The sequence below is a fragment of the Pseudomonas sp. HN2-3 genome, assembly GCF_020691745.1.
GTDB lineage: Bacteria > Pseudomonadota > Gammaproteobacteria > Pseudomonadales > Pseudomonadaceae > Aquipseudomonas > Aquipseudomonas capeferrum.
Map to the genome: position 1 here is coordinate 1986627 of NZ_CP085704.1, position 16937 is coordinate 2003563.

The window sequence follows — 16937 nt, forward strand, 5'->3', positions numbered from 1 at the left end:
GCACATCACCAGTGGAACAACTCCCGTCGCGCCCCCTCGGTAATGGCGACGATCCCTGGGTGCTTGACCTTGCGCTCCACCGAAATGGCATAGAACGACTCATGCACCGCTTCGGTCTGCCCGATCAGTTGCACGCCATACTGGCGGCACACTTCCTCGGCGATCACGCTGGGCGCCACGAAAATGCCGCTGCCCGATTGGCCAAACGCCTGCATCAAGGCGCTGTCGTCGAACTCGCCAACGATCCGCGGCTGTACCTGCTGTTCCCCCAGCCAGCGCAGCAAACGGCTGCGCACCACGGTCTCCTGGCCCGGAATCAACAGCGGTGCATCGTCGAGGCAGGCAGGGAAGGGGCCGGCAAGGCGTTGCGCCAACGCCTGGGTGGCGAAGAAACTCAGGCCACACTCGCCGAGCTTCTGGCTGTAGCCCTTGATATCCAGGTGGTTGGGCATCGGGCTGTCGGAAATGACCAGGTCCAGGCGCTGAATCGCCAGGTCCGCCAGCAGCCGCTCGAGTTTGTCTTCCCGGCAATTGATGCGCAGCACCTCGTCCAGCTCCATGGTCGGCGCCAGCAGGCGATAGACGATGGATTTGGGGACAACGTCGGCCACCCCCACGCGAAACAGAATCTGCTCTTGCGGACCGGCGCGCAGCATGGCTTCCAGCTCGCCGCCGAGTTGGAACATCTGCTCGGCATACACCAACGTCTGGCGGCCGGTCTCGGTCAGCTCCAACTGCCGACCGACTCGCTGGAACAATTCAAGGCCATACGTCTGCTCGAACAGGCTGATCTGCCCGCTGATGGTCTGCGGGGTGAGGTTCAACTGCTCGCTGGCACGCGCGATGCTGCCGGTCTTGGCCACGGCCCAGAAGTAGTGCAACTGGCGATAGTTGAGCATCGGTGTATTTCTCGATTCGTAAAAACCGAAGTATAACCGCTGAAAATACGAATTTTCCTGATGTATTCGCCTCTCTAGAATGCGACTCCATGAGGCGCGTTGCGCGCCGCCGGAATATCGACAAGCGAGGAACCCATGTTGCAGCTTAAATCCATTGGCACGCCTTTGGTGCTGGCCCTGGCCCTGTTCACCCTGGCCGGCTGCGATCAGGCTGAAAAATCTGCCCAGCAGATGCTCGACCAGGCCGCCCAGTCGGCCAAGCAGGCCATCGACAAGACCAACGAAGCGGCCCAGCAGGCCCTGAGCGATGCCATCGGCAGCGAAGGCCAGCCGCCCAAAGATGCTGAAAAGCACGAAAAGACCCAGGACATCTGACCCCAAGACCCGATGCAGGATTGATTAAATGGAATATTTGCTGGAACTCGCCGCAAGCCCGACCGCCTGGGTCGCCCTCGCCACCTTGGTGGCCATGGAGATCGTGCTCGGCATCGACAACCTGATCTTCATCTCCATCCTGACCAACAAGCTACCCATGGAATACCGTTCCAAGGCGCGGCGCATTGGTATCAGCATGGCCCTGGTCATGCGCCTGGCGCTGCTCAGCACCGTGGCCTGGATCGTGCAATTGACCGAGCCGGTGATCGATGTGTTCGGCCACAGCTTCTCGTGGAAGGACATGATTCTGATCGCAGGTGGCTTATTCCTGCTGTGGAAGGCCACCAAGGAAATCCACGAGAACGTCGACCCGCATGGTGCCAAGGAAGAGTCCAAGGCCGGTTCCACCATCACCTTGGGTTTTGCCGCAGCCATTGGCCAGATCCTGCTGCTGGATATCGTCTTCTCGATCGACAGCATCATTACCGCCGTGGGTATGACCGAGCACTTGCCGATCATGATCATTGCCGTGATCGCTGCCGTGATCGTAATGCTGGTGGCGGCCGACCCGCTGGCCAAGTTCATCAATGACAACCCGACCGTGGTGATGCTGGCCCTGGGCTTCCTGATCATGATCGGCATGACCCTGATCGCCGAAGGCATGGGGGCTCATGTACCGAAAGGGTATGTGTACGCAGCGATGGCCTTCTCGACCTTGATCGAGGTCCTCAACATCATGGCCCGTCGGGCGCGGCTCAAGCGCGAAGCGGCAGAAGGTTGATGTAAAAGGCGCAGGCCCACCGCTGGCCTTGAAGCCAGGGGTGGGCCCCGCGAATGGACCATCACAAAAGCGTGAGTTTAATGCGCCTCCACTTGCCGCCGTACCCTGTGCCCAACCTGAGGTTTGGCCAGGCCCTGCGGGGGCAGGGAGTGATGATGGGAATGACGCCGCACGATACGCAGTACACCCCACAGCATGGCGGCTGCGACGCTCAGCCACATACCTACCAGCATGAGGATTGCCAGGGTCAGGCTCATGTGTGCCTCCTTCTCTCGGGCAAGCGCGCTGTCAGCCAGGGCTCGCCTTACAGACACTGCTTTAGTCTAGCTCGACCCGTGTGACGTTCCATTGATCAAAGGTCTATTGCTTGGTCCGATTGGCTACAAGCCTGTGTCGGACTATACCCGCGCACCTGTGGGCCCTATGATCTGAGCCCAGAGCCGGGCGCTGCCTGCCTGGCATCGGAACAAGCGAGTGCCCATGGAGCAAGTTTCCTTCAAACCGCTGGCCTCAGCCCCCCGTCGGCTGCTGCTGGCCTGCCTGATGGCGGCCAGCCTGGCCGGTTGTGCCAGCGCACCGCCCGCGAACCTGAAAGGCCTGCCGCAGCGGGTCGAGATCAGCAGCGTGCCGTTCTACCGTGGCAATGCCAACCACAGCGGCGCCATGGCCCTGGCAGCGCTGCTTTCGCAGCAGGGCGCGCCGATCACGCCAGGCCTGCTGGACAAACCATTGAACCTGCCCCAGGGCGCCGAAACGCTGGACACCAGCATCCCCCGCGTGGCGCGTGACTACGGCATGGTGGTGTACGCGCTGGACAAGCAGATGGACGCCTTGCTGACGCAGGTGGCGGCGGGCAACCCGGTTTTGCTGCGTTACGAGGAGGGTTCAGCCTGGTGGAGCGAACCACGCTACGCGGTGCTGATCGGTTATGACCGCTACAAGCAGCGGGTACTGTTGCGCTCAGGCATGCACCGCAGGCAACTGATGGCCTTCGATGATTTTGCTTCGGCCTGGGCCAAGCAGGGCAGTTGGGCGGTGCTGGTGCAACCGCCGCGGCAACTGCCCGCCCAGGTAGACCGGCAACGCTGGTTGCAGGCGGCCGACGAACTGGCCCGGGCAGGGCAGGAAATTGCCGCGAAGCAGGCCGTGAACAGCCTGGGGCGGTAAACGTACACCGGCCTTTTGAAGAGGCCGGTGCCAGGTTACCGAGGCATCAATCAGAAGCCCAGGCGGTCACGCAGGCTGTAGTACCAGGCACCGATGGCGCTGAATGGCACACGCAGCATCTGGCCACCCGGGAACGGGTAGTGCGGCAGGCCTGCGAACGCATCGAAACGCTCGGCCTGGCCACGCAGCGCCTCGGCCAGCACCTTGCCTGCCAGGTGCGTGTAGGTGACGCCGTGGCCCGAGCAGCCCTGGGAGTAATAGATGTTGTCGCCGATGCGGCCAACCTGCGGCAGGCGCGACAGGGTCAGCAGGAAGTTGCCGGTCCAGGCGTAATCGATCTTCACGTTCTGCAACTGCGGGAAGGCCTTGAGCATCTTCGGACGGATGATTGCCTCGATGTTCGCCGGGTCACGCGCGCCGTAGACCACGCCGCCACCGAAGATCAGGCGCTTGTCGCTGGTCAGGCGGTAGTAGTCGAGCAAGTAGTTGCAGTCTTCGACACAGTAATCCTGCGGCAGCAGGGTACGTGCCAGGTCATCGCTCAGGGGCTCGGTGGTGATCACCTGGGTGCCGCACGGCATGGACTTGGCGGCCAGCTCTGGCACCAGGTTGCCCAGGTAGGCGTTACCGGCGACGATGATGAACTTGGCGCGCACCTTGCCTTGCGGTGTGTGCACGACCGGGTTGGCGCCACGCTCGATACGGATGGCCGGGGTCTGCTCATAGATGATGCCGCCCAGCGACTCTACCGCGGCCGCTTCGCCCAGGGCCAGGTTAAGCGGGTGGATGTGGCCGCCGCTCATGTCCAGCATGCCGCCGATGTAGCTGTCGCATGCGACTACTTCACGGATGCGCTTCTGGTCCATCAGCTCGAGCTGGTTGTGGCCAAAGCGTTCCCACAGGCGCTTTTGCGACTCCAGGTGGCCCATCTGTTTAGGGGTGATGGCTGCGAACACGCCACCGTCTTTCAGGTCGCACTGGATATTGTACTTGGCGACACGCTCACGAATGATGCGGCCACCTTCGAATGCCATCTGGCCCAGCAGTTGTGCCTGCTTTGGGCCGACGGTGCGCTCGATCACGTCGATGTCACGGCTGTAGCTGTTGACGATCTGGCCGCCGTTGCGACCGGACGCGCCAAAACCAACCTTGGCGGCTTCGACGATGCTGACCTTGAAGCCGTTTTCCAGCAGGAACAAGGCGCTGGACAGGCCGGTGTAGCCGGCACCGATGATGCACACATCGGTTTCCACCTCACCCTGCAGCGCCGGACGTGGCGGCACCGGGTTAGCCGAGGCGGCGTAGTAGGACTGGGGGTAGGGGGTGTTGGCCATGCTCGAGAAACCTCGTGTGTTATATTTTTAACGAATGTAGCGATGCTATCAATAATAATAAACACCCGCTAGTCGTCCGTTGAAAATCCTTTACCCGGCCGTCGCCGAAGCTTTCCTATAAAGAGGTTAAGATTCAGTAAGTTAGCGCGAAAAAAAGTGTTGACATGGTTTTCGGAATGCGTAGAATGCGCACCACACGACAGGCACATAGCTCAGTTGGTTAGAGCACCACCTTGACATGGTGGGGGTCGTTGGTTCGAGTCCAATTGTGCCTACCAAATCGAAGAAGGGGCAATCCGAAAGGGTTGCCCCTTCTTTCATTGGGCGGCCTACCGGGGCGTCGATCCGGTCGAAAAGGGGCATGAAGCAGCCCCTCCGGTCAAAACCGAAAGTTTTTGATTTTTCTGAAAAAAAAGCTTTACAGGTACGCATTCGATCACTAATATGCGCACCACACGACAGGCACATAGCTCAGTTGGTTAGAGCACCACCTTGACATGGTGGGGGTCGTTGGTTCGAGTCCAATTGTGCCTACCAAATCGAAAAAGGGCGATCCACACGGATCGCCCTTTTTTATTGCCCGCTAAACAGCTGCCGGCAACCACAACGCCAGTTGTGGAAAGGCGATCAACAGGGCGATCAGCACCAGCAACGCCAGGCAGAACGGCAGCGCGCCGTACACCACGTCCATGAAGTTGCCCCGGCCACGAATGCTCTGCACCACGAACAGGTTCATGCCGAACGGTGGCGTAATCTGGCCCATCTCGCACAGCACGATCAACACCACCCCAAACCACAACGGATCGAAGCCCAGTGCGACGATGATCGGCACGATCAGCGGCGCGGTGGTGATCAACATGGCCAGCGTGTCCATGAAGCAACCCAGCACGATGTAGAACAGGATGATCGCCAGCAGTGTGGCCGTGGGGGAAAGGTTCAGGTCAGTGACAAAATGGACCAGCGTGGTGGTCAGGCCAATGGAGGCCAGCACAAAGTTGAGAAAGAACGCCGACAAGGTGATGAGCATGATCATGCCGGTGGTGCGCAGGGTTGCCTCGAACGCCTGACCCAGGCTCTGCCAGGTGAATGCCCGGCGCCATAGGCCCAGGCCGAAGGCGCTGAGCACACCCAGCGCGGCCGACTCGCTGGCGGTGGCGAAGCCGCTGTAGATCGAACCAATCACCAGGGCGAAGATCGCCAGTGGCGGCAACAGGTCAGGGAGGCAGGCCAGGCGCTCGGCCCAGCGCGTAGGCGCCTTGCGGCCGTCCAGCTGTGGCCGAATCAGGCAGGCCAACACGATCAACGCGATAAACAGCACGCTCAGGATGATGCTGGGAACGGTCGCGGCCAGGTACAGCTTGGGCACTGACACGTTGGCGATAAGGGCAAACAGGATCATGTTGATCGAGGGCGGAATCAGGATGCCCAGTGTGCCACCGGCGGCAATCGAGCCGAGAAACAGCGGCGCGTTGTAGCCTTTGCGTTCCTGCTCGGGGATGGCCAGGGTCGAGAGGGTGGCCGCAGTCGCCACGCTGGAGCCGCTGGTGGTGGCGAACAGTGCGCTGGCGCCGATGTTCGAATTCATCAAGCCACCTGGCAGCCACGACAGCCACTTTTCGACGGCCTGGTACATGCGCCCGGCCACGCCTGAACACACCAGCAGTTCACCCATCAGGATGTACAAAGGGATCGCCACCAGAAGGAATTCGCTACTGGTATTCCAGGCAATTTCACCCATGGCGCTGCTTAACGGCAATGTCGAGAACAGCTGCGACAGGGACATGCCCAGCAGGCCGACACTGACTGCAGCGGCCACGCTAAGCGCCAGCAGTGCGAGCAGCACGATCAGGGTGAGGCTCAGCATGGCTTTTGCTCCGTGCCAGCAGCGGGGCTACCGTGGTAGCGCTCCTGCTGAATGTCCTCCTCGACCGAGTTGATGCCGATCAGTTTGCTGACAGCGTGCCAGCGGCCGTGCAGCAAGTGGCGGGTGCAGGTGACCACCAGGCTCGACAAGGTCAGGGCAAAGAACACGTAGCCGGCGAACCAGAGTGATTGGGGCAGCCATTGTGGTACCTGCAGTGGCGTGTTTGACACTGAACGGTATTCGATGGAGTCCCACAGCACGTTCCACGCGTGGTAGGCCAATGTGCTGGCAAGCACCAGCATGCAGGCGAGGGCGAACAGGTCGAGCGCGACCCTGGGGCGCAGGCCAAGGCGGGTGTAGAGGATGTCCACGCGGATATGTGCGCGCTTCAGCAAGGTGACCGGGAACGCCCAGGCGCTGGTGATCGCCAGCACGTAACCGGCTATTTCGTCGGCGCCGCCCATGGAGATACCCAGGGCCTTGCGCAAGATCAGGTCGATGCCGATCAGAAGGGCGCAGGTGAGCAGCGCGAAGCCGCCGACCCAGGTACTGGCCTTGGCAATGGCGCTGATGGCTCCCATGCTTGAGCGGGCGGTGTGCATGTGGGCAGTCTCCGAAGCAGGGTAACTCATGGGGCCAGGCGCATGCCGATGGCATCGCCCACGGTGGCATTCCAGCGTGCCACGCAAGGTCCGCCGCAGCGTTTGCCCCAGTCGTTGGCAATGGTCAGTGCGGCCTGGCGCAGGGTCCGCTTCTCTGCTGCGGTCGGGGCCGAGGCGGTCATGTGTGCGGGGTGATGAATCTGGCAGTCAGGGCCGCCGACATTGCAGGCCTGGGCATAACGGTTCTCCTGGGCGGTCGTTTGCCACAGGGCCTGCTCCAGCACTTGCGATTGCACCTGCAGCAATTGCTGTACCTCGGGCGGCAGTTGCTGCCAGCGCTTCAGGCCGATGCCATAGAAGCCGATCGACCAATCCACGGGCAGGTTGTAAAGGTAGCCTGCAACGTCGTACCACTTGGCGGCGTTGCCCGAGCCAATGCCGGTGATTGCGCAGTCGATGACGCCGGTTTGCATGGCGGTTACCACCTCGGCAAAGGGCAGGGTGACGGGCGCCGCGCCCATGGCCTTGACCAGCTCGGCCATGTTGCGCCCGCGAGTGCGCACTTTCCTGCCCTTCAAGTCAGCCAGCGAGTGCACGGCATCGCGGCAAAAGAAGACCTGCGCGGTATAGGGGACGGTGGCCAGCAACTTGATGCCGTGACGCTCGGCCATGCGTTGTTCGAGCACCGGCTTGTAGGCGTTGGCGACCCTGTGGGCGGTGTCGATGGTATCGGCCAGGCCGGGCAGGTCCACACCTTCGAAGGTGGCATCGTCGCCGGCGACGAAGGCGAACACGCCCATGCCGATATCGACTGCGCCAAAGCGCATCAGGCGAATGATCTCCGGCCCTTTCAGGCCACTTTCCGACAACCCCAGCAGTTGCGCGGTGACCCTGCCTTGCGAGCGCGCGGGCAACGTCTGATTCCAGAACGGCTGTTCAACCGCCCGGAACGTGTAGTTGTGGCTGCCACCGCCCACCACGTTGAAGCGCATCACGGGGTAGTCTTGCGCGCGCGCCAGCGAGGTACCGAGCAGCGCGCCGAACGCCAGGGGGATGAGCAGCGAGCTGAGTTTCACGGTAGTCCTCTTGTGCTTGTTCGGGAGCTACTTTGGGGCTGTTCGATCAACGAGGGCGGGACGCGGCCTCGATGGTGGTTCGCGAACCGACGATATCAGGGAATTTCTCACCCTTGGCCAGCCGTGCCAGCGTGTGCTTTTCGTTGTGCTGGAAGTCGATGGCCCGCTGAGCCATTTCGATCACCTGGCCGGGGCGCAGAAACACCATGCCGTTTTCGTCTGCCACCACCGCATCGCCGGGGTGGACAATCACCCCGCCACATTGGATGGCGGTACAGAACTCGCCTTCCAGGCCCATCACGCGGGTGGTAATCGCGCTGGCACCGCGTGACCACACTGGCACACCATGCTCGCGTATTTCGCCCAGGTCGGTGACGTAGCCGTCGACGATGATCCCCGCCACGCCAGCCTGCTTGGCGGCGTAGGCCATGGCGCCGCCCAGGGCGGCGGTCATGCGTTCACCGCAGCGGTCCACCACCAGAAAGTCGCCTGGGCGCACGCAGCCCATGGCGTAATGCAGAATCCCGCCATCGTTGCCTGGCATCCTCACGGTCACCGCGGTACCCACGGCCCTGACATTCTGAAAGTGTGCCTTGATGTGCGGGCTGGCAATACCGTGGGTAATGAAATGGCCGATGGTCGCCGGTTCGGCGTTGATCAAGACTTCAAGTTCAGCGGCGCTGATCGGGGCGGGCAGTGCTTCGATAATATACATAGGGTGTTGTTATTAGGCCGGATGCTTTTTCGAAGGGTTTCGGTCATCCTAACAAGCACGCTTAACGGTCGATAATAAAAATCCGTAAGCAGTAACCGGAGCAGTTTTTATCATGCGAATCACGCTGATGCAGATCGAGGCGTTCTACTGGACCGCCCGCCTCGGGGGCGTTCATGCCGCCTCCCGTCATCTTCACCTGACGCAACCTGCAGTGTCGGCGCGTATCAAGGAAATGGAATCGCTGCTCAGCGTCAAGTTGTTCGACCGCAGCAAGCAACGCATGAGCCTCACCGCAGATGGCCATACCGCTTTGCGCCACGCCGAACAGGTGCTCAACAACAGCACGCAACTCGAGCAGTTTGCCGCGCAGCAGAAAAAGCACCGGCGCTTGCGCCTGGGCGCGGACGAATGTTCGGCGATGGTCGGGCTGACGGCGGTAATCAGCGATATAAAGGCGCACTTCCCAGAGATCACCCTGGAGATCTCCATCGATGTCGGTGCGGTGCTCAACCGCAAGCTGAACGACCACGAACTCGACATCGCGCTGCTGACCAACCCGGCCACGCGTGAGGATGTAACCGATGTATTCCTCGGCTGGATGACCTTCCAGTGGGTGGCGGCGCGGCACCTGGACGTGGCCCCGGGGCCTTTTCTGGCGCAGCAGGCCCGGCAATATTCGATTGTCACCCACAGTGCGCCCTCGACACTGTATTCAGTGGTGGACCGCTGGCTGATGGAAAGTGGCTCGGTCAGCCATGCCTTTCATTCGAGCAACTCGCTGGCCTTTATTGCCAAGATGGTAGCGGCAGGGCATGCCATAGGTATTTTGCCGGTACCCTTGATTCGCGACCTGCTGGCCGTCGATTTGTTGAAGACATTGCCTTGCGATCCGCCGATCCCGCCGGCCAAGTTCTGCCTGTCTTATTTGACCGAACGCCCGGATATGCAGCTTGATACCTTGGTTTCGATCATCCGGGCGACCTTGGTCAAACAGAATTTTCTGGTCGATTGATCAAACCGGGTGTGCCCGGCCACGGCGCAGGCGCCTTGGCCGGGCCGGCGTTCAGGCCAGTGCGCGTTTAACGGCCGAGATCTGTTGCCCGGCCTGGTTGAGCCAGGACAGGTCGCTGCCCATCAACAGCATGTCGCTGCCCATTTCGATGAGGCGCTGCGCGGTGGCCTGGTCTGCGGGGAAGCACGGCACCATGACCTGGATCGCGCGGGCATGGCACTTCTCGATCAGCAGCTCAAGGCGTTGCAGCACTTCGGGGTTGCCAAGGCGGTAGTCGACCGGCAAATGTCGCGACAATGAATAATCGGCAGGGCCGAAGTGCACGGCGTCGATGCCCTCCACGTCGAGTATTTCATCGATGTTGTCAAAGAACTCGTAGCTCTCGGCCATCGGCACGATCACGCTGCGGGTATTTTCGGCCTGGGTGTAGGTGGCCCAGTCGAAGCCGGGCCCGGCGAACCCTGCCGAGCGCACCGAACTGTCACCGCCGCGGCGCCCCAGCGGGGGGAACTTGCTGTAGCGGATGATTTCGCGCATCTGCGCCGCCGTGTGGACCTGCGGCACGATCACGCCCGAAGCGCCCATCTCCAGCGCCTTGCGGATGTCCCACTCCAGCGTGCCACGCACCCGTACAAGGCAGGGGATGGCCGTGCTGTTGGCGGCCAGCAAGAGCTTCTCCATGTGGCTGTCGACACCCAGCGCAGTGTGCTCGGCATCGATGAAGACGAAGTCCAGGCCCCAGTTGCCGGCCACCTCGATGGGCATGCAGGCCGTACTGTAAATGTTCATGCCGAAGGTAGCACGGCGTGCCATGCGCGCCTTCAGCGTTGTGTGTGTGATGTTTGGGTTCATGATTAAGGTCTGCCTTGGGCTGATATCAGAGGCGATAGGTTTCGGGCAGGCGGTCGCGGAACGGGTGCACCTCGAACACGCCAGGGTCACGTATCAGCGATTTGTTGCGAGCCTTGGCCAGGTCGATTTCGACGCTGTACACACCGTCTTCCAGCCCTGCGCGTACCAAGGTCTTGCCGGAGGGTTCGATGATGTGGCTGGTGCCGATGAACTGCATGCCTTCATCCATGTCGTTGCGGTTGGGCGCGACGAAATAGACCATGTTCTCGGCCGCGCGCACGGTGCTGAAAATGTCCGGCAGCATGCGCGCCTGCTCAGGCCAGGCGGCAGGCAGCACGACAATATCGGCGCCTTCGAGCGCCAGCGTGCGGACGACCTCCGGGAAACGGATTTCATAGCAGATGGCCAGGCCGATACGGCCGATCTCGGTGTCGAACACCGGCGGCGCCCACTCGCTCGGGCGGTCGGTGAAACGGTCGCCGATCATGAACGGCAGATGGCGTTTGCGGTGCAGGCCGATAATGCCCTGTGCGCCGATCAGCGCGGCGGTGTTGTACACCGAGGCTTCATGCCGTTCGTAGAAACCGACCACGATCAAGATGCCGCTCTGCGCCGATACCTGCAGCAGCGGTGCCAAGGCATCCAGGGTAATGGCGCCGCGTTCGAGGTCTTCGCGGCTGTCGAAGGCGCCACCGGTAATCAGGCATTCGGCAAAGGCGATCAGGCGCGAGCCTTCAGCCGCAGTCTGACGTGCCAGTTCGGCAACCTTTTCTAGGGTGAGGGCCGGGTTGCCGGCCACGGGATGAATCTGGGCGACGGAGATTTTCATGCGGGTCCTTGTGGTAATTGAAGGGCGCCGCCGCGGGCGGCGCGGGTAATGTCACTGCGCCTGGTAGCCCATGGCCTGGTAGACCTTGCTGACCAGTTCGGGGTTGATCTGGGCGGCGTACTTGTCGACCACGGGGCGGATCCTGGCCTGGATCCGCGCGACCTCTTCGGCCGGCATGTCGTTGACCTGCATGCCGTCGCTGCGCAGTTCGGCGATGGCCTTGCTGTCGGCCTCGCGGGAGATCCTGCGTTGCTCCAGGCGCACTTCCTGGGCCACCTCGGTCAGCAGTTGCTGCTCATCGCGGTTGAGGGTGTCCCAGAAGGTCTTGCTGATCAGCACAATCTGCGGGTTGTAGTTATGCCGGGTCAGGCTCAGGTACTTCTGGACCTCGTTGAAGCGCGAGGCCAGGATCAGCGCCGCCGGGTTTTCCTGGCCATCCACGGTGCCGGTCTCCAGTGCCGTGTGCACCTCGGTGAAGGGCAGGGGGGTGGGGTTGGCACCCAGCGCAGCCCACACGTCGAGGAACAGCGGCGATTGCTGCGCGCGGATCTTCAGGCCGGCAATGTCTTCAAGGCTTTGCACCGGGCGCGCATTGTTGGTCAGGTTGCGTACGCCCAGCTCCCAGAACGCCAGGCCGACCAGGTTCTTTTCGGGCAACTGGTCGGTGAGCATCTTGCCCACTTCGCCATCGAGCATGGCATCGACCTTGGCGGTGTCGGTGTACAGGAACGGGAAGTCGAGGATGCCGAAGTCGGTGACGTGGTTGATCATCAGCCCGGCGTTCCAGGTCATCATTTCAACCACACCGCCTTGCAGCGACGACAGCACTTGCACGTCGCCACCCAGGACGCCATTGGGGAAGGTGCGTACCTTGATCTTGCCATCGCTGCGCTCTTGCACTTTCTTGGCGAACAGCTCCATGCCGATGGCCGGTGGCGTGCCCTTGGGGCTGGTGGCGGCGAACTTGATCACACGCGGATTGTAATCGGCGGCCATGCTCAGGCTGCTGGAGAGCAAAAGGGCGGCGATGACGGCGAGCTTCTTCATGGTGTGTGCCTTTTATTGTTGTAGGGGATCAGTGGCCGAACCACTGAGCGGGGACGGTGACCAGTTCGGGGAAGATGACCAGCAGGAACAGCACGATGATTTCGGCGATCAGGAACGGGAACGTGCCCTTGAGCAGCGCCTCGTAGCGCATCCTGCCGATGCCGCACACGACGTTCAGCACCGTGCCCACGGGTGGGGTGATCAGGCCGATCGAGCAATTGATCATGAACAGCACGCCGAAATAGATCGGGTCGATGTTGGCGGCGGTTACTACCGGCACCAGGATAGGCGCAAGCAGCAGTACGGTCGGCGTCAGGTCCATGACCATGGAGATCACCAGGATCAACAGCATCAACACCACGATCAGCAGGCGTGGGTTGTCCATCACTGGCTGGATCAGGTCGATGATCTGCCCCGGGATGTCGGCGATGGTGATCATCCAGGCGGGTATCGAGGCAGCGGCGACCAGGAACATCACGGCGGCGGTGGTCTTGCCGGCGCGCAGCAGCAGGTCATTGAGCGACTTGAGGCTGAGTTCGCGGTAGATCAACGACGACACCAGCAGGGCATAGACGCTGGCAACCGCACCGGCCTCGGTGGGGGTGACCACGCCAAAGCGCAGGCCTACCACGATGATAACCGGCAGCATCAATGCCCAGAAGCTGTCGACCAAGGCCTTGAGGCGCTGCTTGGCACTGGCCTTTGGGCTCAGCTCGACCTCGGTATTGCGCCGCGACATCAGCCACCAGGCCACGACCAGGGCGGCGGCGATCATCAGCCCCGGGGCAATGCCGGCAAGGAACAGCTTGGTGATCGACAGGCCGGAAGCCACCCCCAGCACGACGAACCCGATACTGGGCGGGATGATCGAACCGAGCACCGAGACCGAGGCGATCAAGCCGCCGGAGCGGTCGCGGTTGTAGCCGGCGATGACCATCATCGGCAGCAGCAGCGCGGTCAGCGAGGCCGCGTCCGCCAGTGCCGAACCGGACAGGCTGGACAGCAGCACGCCAGCGAAGATGGTGACGTAGCCGAGCCCGCCGCGCAGGTGGCCGACCAAGGTGATGGCCAGGTTGATGATGCGCTTGGACAAGCCACCGCTGTTCATGACCTCGCCAGCGATGATGAACAGCGGAATGGCCAGCAGGGGGAAGCTGCCTGCAGAGTTGATGATGTTCTGCGCGATGATCTGGCCATCGAACAGGCCCAGCAGCCACATCAAGGCAACGCCGCAGAGGATCAGGGCGTAAGCGATGGGGGCGCCGATCAGGATGGCGGCCATCAGCACGCCGACGAAGACAGACAGGGCCATTATTCGACTGCTCCGTGTTCGGCTGCCGAGGGTTCGGCCGGGGTGTGCGCGGGCAGGGTGCCCGTGAGGTTTCTGACCAGCTGGGTAAAGATCAGCAGGCCGCTGAGTATGCAAAAGACCAGGCCTGCACCATGGAACAAGGCCATGGAAATGCCTGTGGAGGGGGCGCCTACATGCAGGTTGATCACGGTCTGTTTCCAGCTGCCGTCAAGGAACAGCCAGGTCACGTAGAGCATCAGCACTTGAGTGAGCGCCAGCAGGCATCTGGCCACGCTGGGGGAGACCCGCCGGGTAACGATGTCGACGCCGATGTGGCCATGTTCGTGAAGCATCAGTTGGGCGCCGGCGAACACCAGCCAGACGAAGGCCAGGCGCGAAATCTCCTCGCTGAAGAACAGGCCCGAGTTGAAGCCGTAGCGCAGCACGACATTGGTGAAAATCAGGCAGGTGATGGTGACAAGGCACCCGATCACCAACGTCTTCAGAACCAGGAAGTAACCATCGATCAGTGTTTTCATGGCGCCTCCTGGAGCATCACTGCCCAGGGAGCGCCGAAAGCGCTTGGTGCGAGAACGCGGACAGGAACATCCACCTGTAAGTGTGAGCGGGGCATGGAGTCACCTTTTTATTATTGGACATACGTCGTCGTACGACTGTGTGGATTGTTCAACGAAACGCCCGGTGTCTGCTGCCTCAAGTTTTTTATCAGGGGGATAAGAAATAGCGATCAGTGGGCTGGCGCCGCGCGTGCAAGGGACTGCCGTCGCAGCGTCGCGGTAGCAGGGTGTAACGTATGGTCGCGGTCCTTGCCCTGGGTCGGCATGCTAGAATCCGCCCCTTCGAATCTGGAGGTACACGCGTGCGCAAACTGGCTGTGGTAATGGCAGTGCTCGCCCTGGCGGGCTGTGAAAACGAGGTCGAAGGCGTGCACAAGCAGGTGGCCGAGCACCTGCACAACCCCAAGACGGCCAAGTTCGGCAACGTGCGGATCGACACGAATGGCACCCTCTGCGGCCAGGTCCGCGGCAAGGACGATGCCGGGCAGTACGAAGCCTACCGCAGCTATGTGGCGATCAAGCGTGATGGCCAGTACCAGATCATCGTCGACGACAGCGGCAACAACCTGCGCATCCGCGAACTGTGTGGCGGTGCCGACCTGCAGCGCCGCGCCGAGGCGCTGGCCGGTGAGCCGGCCCCTGAAGGCTGGGATGTCGAAGTGGTGCAGGGGGCGAACATGGGCGCATTGAGCGACATGACGGCGCGCCTGATCGAGAAGGGCATCCCGTCTTCTGTCGAATACCGCAACGGCAAGCCGGTCGTGCTGATGGGGCCGTTCCCCACCAAGGAAGAAGCCGAGGCGCGCAAGGCCGAGGTGATGGCCAAGCTGGGGACCGATTCGGTGGTGATCCAGCACGGCGCCCAGCGCTGAGGGTTATCCAGGCTGCAAGGCAGGCCGCAAGGGCTCTATCGCAAGCAGCCGACCTGTCATCTGCGACCAGTGCGGGCTATGCTTGCACTGGGAGAGCTGAACGGGGAGGGGCCTCATGTCTACACTGGAGCGGGCCATTGTCGTGGCAGCCAAGGCACATGAAGGGCAATACGATAAGGGTGGGGCGGCGTACATCCTCCACCCGTTGCGCGTGATGATGCGGGTTTCCACGCCCGAGCAGCGGATCGTCGCGGTGCTTCATGATGTGATTGAAGATACCCCGCTGACCCTGTCCGACCTGGCGCGTGAAGGTTTTGCACTGAAAATTCTCGCCGCCTTGCTGGCGCTGAGCCGACGTGACGGCGAGGCCTATCAGGACTTCGTGGTACGGCTGGGCGTCGACCCGCTGGCGCGTACCGTCAAATTGGCCGACCTGGCCGACAACAGCGACCTCTCGCGCATCGCCTGCCCAGGCCCTGCCGACCTGGCGCGGCTGGCCCGTTACCGGGAGGCCAGCGCCTACCTGCAGACACTGGCCTGACCCTCAGCCGCAGGCCTTGAGGTTCACCGGCCCGACGAATGCGTTACCACGCCCCATCACGCAGGCCACCTGCTGGTTGCGTTGCAGCTCCCAGGCCTGCGGTGGGTACGTCTTGTTCCAGGCTTCGAACAACTGGCGGTCCTGCTTCGACAGGCGCAGGTTGTACTGCTTGCTCATGTAGAAGTAGGTGCGCGCGATCATGCCGCGGATCGAGGGGCGCGGCATGACCTTCTTGGCCTTGAAATCGACCTGGGTCAGGCAACTGCCGTACTGACCCCGCTGTTCGGGCAGCCAACCGAAACTGAAGTTGCTGCGGTCGCCGTTGACATTCTTATCCGATCAGGCCCCGCATTGACATTTTATAGATCTTGCAAAAAACTCATATAAATCAATGCATTCTGTAATATTAAGACTCCGTTGAATTTTGTCAAATCGTGTCAATGTTGACTTTTTGGGGGTGCGCCAAAGGCAGTTTTTTCCCGACGAACGGTACGCTCTGAGCTGGCTTCTTGTAAGCTCAATGCCCAACTGCCCCATGTCAGTAGCTTTCAAAAAACCTCAGTTACTCATGAGATTGGGGGCTGAAAGGCGTTTACAAACCTCTGCGCTTATTTACAGCGCACCTAGCCCATTCCCTCTTCAGGTAGTGCCTGAGTCCAATTTGCCGGCAACCTCACGCAACCTTTGAAATCAACGTGGCTGTTAAAACTCACCACTGGTATCGCGATGCTGATCACTGGCGGTTAAGCGAGGCTGGAGTGGCGAGGTTTCTGGTGCGATAGGTTTTGCAAGGTTTCAGAATGACTGGATTAGGCAAAAATAACTATTGACGGGAATACTGTGTTTATATACAGTATAATCATCTTCCGAAGGTTTCCTCTCCATTTGGTGAGCTGTACGACCCATGCGATGTACCCCGGCAGAACCACGTTACAAACTGGATGATTGTGATGTGGCATTAAGCCCCCTAGTGGGGCTTTTTTCGTTGGCTTTGTAATGTGAGCTACTCACGACCTTCGCAGTACGGCAGAGGCCAGCAACTATGCTTTGCTAGCAAGGATTTCGAGGTGTGGGATAGAGGCGAAAATGCCCTTGTACGGCA

The 16937-nt window shown here is 61.2% G+C and carries 18 protein-coding genes, 2 tRNA genes and 1 pseudogene; 8 read left to right on the forward strand and 13 right to left on the reverse strand.

Annotated features, from left to right (window positions below; all coding sequences use genetic code 11):
• Positions 1 to 5 precede the first annotated feature (5 nt).
• Positions 6 to 899, reverse strand: coding sequence for a transcriptional activator NhaR (nhaR, locus tag LJX93_RS09130; protein WP_033696862.1), 894 nt, complete (start codon positions 897 to 899; stop codon positions 6 to 8).
• Positions 900 to 1034: 135 nt separating this feature from the next.
• Between nhaR and LJX93_RS09135 the strand changes: the two genes are divergently transcribed.
• Both LJX93_RS09135 and LJX93_RS09140 read left to right on the forward strand, forming a co-directional pair.
• The gene (locus LJX93_RS09135) at positions 1035 to 1274 is read left to right on the forward strand and encodes a hypothetical protein (protein ID WP_033696863.1); all 240 of its coding nucleotides are present in this window, start codon (positions 1035 to 1037) and stop codon (positions 1272 to 1274) included.
• 28 nt (positions 1275 to 1302) lie between these two features.
• Positions 1303 to 2055, forward strand: coding sequence for a TerC family protein (locus tag LJX93_RS09140; protein WP_033696865.1), 753 nt, complete (start codon positions 1303 to 1305; stop codon positions 2053 to 2055).
• Positions 2056 to 2132: 77 nt separating this feature from the next.
• Here the strand turns inward: LJX93_RS09140 and LJX93_RS09145 are convergent, their stop codons facing one another.
• Positions 2133 to 2312, reverse strand: coding sequence for a hypothetical protein (locus LJX93_RS09145; protein ID WP_033696866.1), 180 nt, complete (start codon positions 2310 to 2312; stop codon positions 2133 to 2135).
• A 223-nt stretch (positions 2313 to 2535) separates the two neighbouring features.
• Between LJX93_RS09145 and LJX93_RS09150 the strand changes: the two genes are divergently transcribed.
• Entirely contained in the window at positions 2536 to 3222 is a 687-nt protein-coding gene (locus LJX93_RS09150) for a peptidase C39 family protein (protein WP_033696868.1), read from the forward strand.
• 50 nt (positions 3223 to 3272) lie between these two features.
• Here LJX93_RS09150 and LJX93_RS09155 read toward each other — a convergent pair whose 3' ends face one another.
• A complete protein-coding gene (locus tag LJX93_RS09155) occupies positions 3273 to 4556 on the reverse strand; it encodes an NAD(P)/FAD-dependent oxidoreductase (protein WP_033696870.1) in 1284 nt (427 codons plus the stop codon).
• A gap of 201 nt (positions 4557 to 4757) precedes the next feature.
• On the opposite strand from LJX93_RS09155, the gene LJX93_RS09160 reads away from it, so the two are divergent.
• Both LJX93_RS09160 and LJX93_RS09165 read left to right on the forward strand, forming a co-directional pair.
• A tRNA-Val gene (locus LJX93_RS09160) sits at positions 4758 to 4834 on the forward strand.
• A gap of 182 nt (positions 4835 to 5016) precedes the next feature.
• A tRNA-Val gene (locus LJX93_RS09165) sits at positions 5017 to 5093 on the forward strand.
• A gap of 46 nt (positions 5094 to 5139) precedes the next feature.
• Here the strand turns inward: LJX93_RS09165 and LJX93_RS09170 are convergent.
• Genes LJX93_RS09170 through LJX93_RS09185 form a run of 4 tightly spaced genes read right to left on the reverse strand, consistent with a single transcriptional unit; the run spans position 5140 to position 8813 of the window.
• Complete coding sequence (locus LJX93_RS09170) at positions 5140 to 6420, reverse strand: TRAP transporter large permease (protein WP_047581930.1); 1281 nt, start codon at positions 6418 to 6420, stop codon at positions 5140 to 5142.
• Complete coding sequence (locus LJX93_RS09175) at positions 6414 to 7022, reverse strand: TRAP transporter small permease subunit (RefSeq protein ID WP_050506094.1); 609 nt, start codon at positions 7020 to 7022, stop codon at positions 6414 to 6416. The genes LJX93_RS09170 and LJX93_RS09175 overlap by 7 nt, the downstream gene beginning before the upstream one ends.
• 26 nt (positions 7023 to 7048) lie before the next feature.
• Entirely contained in the window at positions 7049 to 8098 is a 1050-nt protein-coding gene (locus LJX93_RS09180; RefSeq protein WP_227696973.1) for a TRAP transporter substrate-binding protein, read from the reverse strand.
• A 46-nt stretch (positions 8099 to 8144) separates the two neighbouring features.
• A complete protein-coding gene (locus LJX93_RS09185) occupies positions 8145 to 8813 on the reverse strand; it encodes an RraA family protein (protein ID WP_047581932.1) in 669 nt (222 codons plus the stop codon).
• A gap of 112 nt (positions 8814 to 8925) precedes the next feature.
• Here LJX93_RS09185 and LJX93_RS09190 point away from each other — a divergent pair, with 112 nt between their 5' ends.
• Positions 8926 to 9825, forward strand: coding sequence for a LysR family transcriptional regulator (locus LJX93_RS09190; protein WP_033696874.1), 900 nt, complete (start codon positions 8926 to 8928; stop codon positions 9823 to 9825).
• Positions 9826 to 9876: 51 nt separating this feature from the next.
• On the opposite strand, the gene LJX93_RS09195 is transcribed toward LJX93_RS09190, so the two are convergent.
• Genes LJX93_RS09195 through LJX93_RS09215 form a run of 5 tightly spaced genes read right to left on the reverse strand, consistent with a single transcriptional unit; the run spans position 9877 to position 14383 of the window.
• Positions 9877 to 10677: an HpcH/HpaI aldolase family protein gene (locus LJX93_RS09195; protein ID WP_320442645.1), complete on the reverse strand. Its 801-nt coding sequence runs from the start codon at positions 10675 to 10677 to the stop codon at positions 9877 to 9879.
• A gap of 25 nt (positions 10678 to 10702) precedes the next feature.
• Positions 10703 to 11506 carry a carbon-nitrogen hydrolase family protein gene (locus LJX93_RS09200; RefSeq protein WP_033696876.1) on the reverse strand — a complete coding sequence of 268 codons (804 nt, stop codon included), beginning with the start codon at positions 11504 to 11506 and terminating at the stop codon, positions 10703 to 10705.
• A gap of 51 nt (positions 11507 to 11557) precedes the next feature.
• A complete protein-coding gene (locus tag LJX93_RS09205; RefSeq protein ID WP_033696877.1) occupies positions 11558 to 12553 on the reverse strand; it encodes a TRAP transporter substrate-binding protein in 996 nt (331 codons plus the stop codon).
• A 28-nt stretch (positions 12554 to 12581) separates the two neighbouring features.
• The gene (locus LJX93_RS09210; protein ID WP_033696879.1) at positions 12582 to 13865 is read right to left on the reverse strand and encodes a TRAP transporter large permease subunit; all 1284 of its coding nucleotides are present in this window, start codon (positions 13863 to 13865) and stop codon (positions 12582 to 12584) included.
• Positions 13865 to 14383, reverse strand: coding sequence for a TRAP transporter small permease (locus LJX93_RS09215; RefSeq protein ID WP_033696880.1), 519 nt, complete (start codon positions 14381 to 14383; stop codon positions 13865 to 13867). The genes LJX93_RS09210 and LJX93_RS09215 overlap by 1 nt, the downstream gene beginning before the upstream one ends.
• A gap of 341 nt (positions 14384 to 14724) precedes the next feature.
• On the opposite strand from LJX93_RS09215, the gene LJX93_RS09220 reads away from it, so the two are divergent.
• Together LJX93_RS09220 and LJX93_RS09225 are read left to right on the forward strand one after the other, a co-directional pair.
• Complete coding sequence (locus tag LJX93_RS09220) at positions 14725 to 15294, forward strand: SPOR domain-containing protein (protein ID WP_033696881.1); 570 nt, start codon at positions 14725 to 14727, stop codon at positions 15292 to 15294.
• Positions 15295 to 15409: 115 nt separating this feature from the next.
• Positions 15410 to 15835 (forward strand): GTP pyrophosphokinase, encoded by a 426-nt coding sequence (locus LJX93_RS09225; RefSeq protein WP_033696882.1) that lies wholly within the window; start codon positions 15410 to 15412, stop codon positions 15833 to 15835.
• 3 nt (positions 15836 to 15838) lie between these two features.
• Here the strand turns inward: LJX93_RS09225 and LJX93_RS09230 are convergent.
• Positions 15839 to 16162, reverse strand: a pseudogene (locus LJX93_RS09230) (endonuclease); the annotation flags it as partial.
• Between the last annotated feature and the right edge of the window lie 775 nt (positions 16163 to 16937).

Bases quoted from the DNA above. Each gene is read 5' to 3' on its own strand.
- nhaR (WP_033696862.1), bottom strand. From the start codon at position 899: ATGCTCAACTATCGCCAGTTGCACTACTTCTGGGCCGTGGCCAAGACC.
- LJX93_RS09135 (WP_033696863.1), top strand. From the start codon at position 1,035: ATGTTGCAGCTTAAATCCATTGGCACGCCTTTGGTGCTGGCCCTGGCC.
- LJX93_RS09140 (WP_033696865.1), top strand. From the start codon at position 1,303: ATGGAATATTTGCTGGAACTCGCCGCAAGCCCGACCGCCTGGGTCGCC.
- LJX93_RS09145 (WP_033696866.1), bottom strand. From the start codon at position 2,312: ATGAGCCTGACCCTGGCAATCCTCATGCTGGTAGGTATGTGGCTGAGC.
- LJX93_RS09150 (WP_033696868.1), top strand. From the start codon at position 2,536: ATGGAGCAAGTTTCCTTCAAACCGCTGGCCTCAGCCCCCCGTCGGCTG.
- LJX93_RS09155 (WP_033696870.1), bottom strand. From the start codon at position 4,556: ATGGCCAACACCCCCTACCCCCAGTCCTACTACGCCGCCTCGGCTAAC.
- LJX93_RS09170 (WP_047581930.1), bottom strand. From the start codon at position 6,420: ATGCTGAGCCTCACCCTGATCGTGCTGCTCGCACTGCTGGCGCTTAGC.
- LJX93_RS09175 (WP_050506094.1), bottom strand. From the start codon at position 7,022: ATGCACACCGCCCGCTCAAGCATGGGAGCCATCAGCGCCATTGCCAAG.
- LJX93_RS09185 (WP_047581932.1), bottom strand. From the start codon at position 8,813: ATGTATATTATCGAAGCACTGCCCGCCCCGATCAGCGCCGCTGAACTT.
- LJX93_RS09190 (WP_033696874.1), top strand. From the start codon at position 8,926: ATGCGAATCACGCTGATGCAGATCGAGGCGTTCTACTGGACCGCCCGC.
- LJX93_RS09195 (WP_320442645.1), bottom strand. From the start codon at position 10,677: ATGAACCCAAACATCACACACACAACGCTGAAGGCGCGCATGGCACGC.
- LJX93_RS09200 (WP_033696876.1), bottom strand. From the start codon at position 11,506: ATGAAAATCTCCGTCGCCCAGATTCATCCCGTGGCCGGCAACCCGGCC.
- LJX93_RS09205 (WP_033696877.1), bottom strand. From the start codon at position 12,553: ATGAAGAAGCTCGCCGTCATCGCCGCCCTTTTGCTCTCCAGCAGCCTG.
- LJX93_RS09210 (WP_033696879.1), bottom strand. From the start codon at position 13,865: ATGGCCCTGTCTGTCTTCGTCGGCGTGCTGATGGCCGCCATCCTGATC.
- LJX93_RS09215 (WP_033696880.1), bottom strand. From the start codon at position 14,383: ATGAAAACACTGATCGATGGTTACTTCCTGGTTCTGAAGACGTTGGTG.
- LJX93_RS09225 (WP_033696882.1), top strand. From the start codon at position 15,410: ATGTCTACACTGGAGCGGGCCATTGTCGTGGCAGCCAAGGCACATGAA.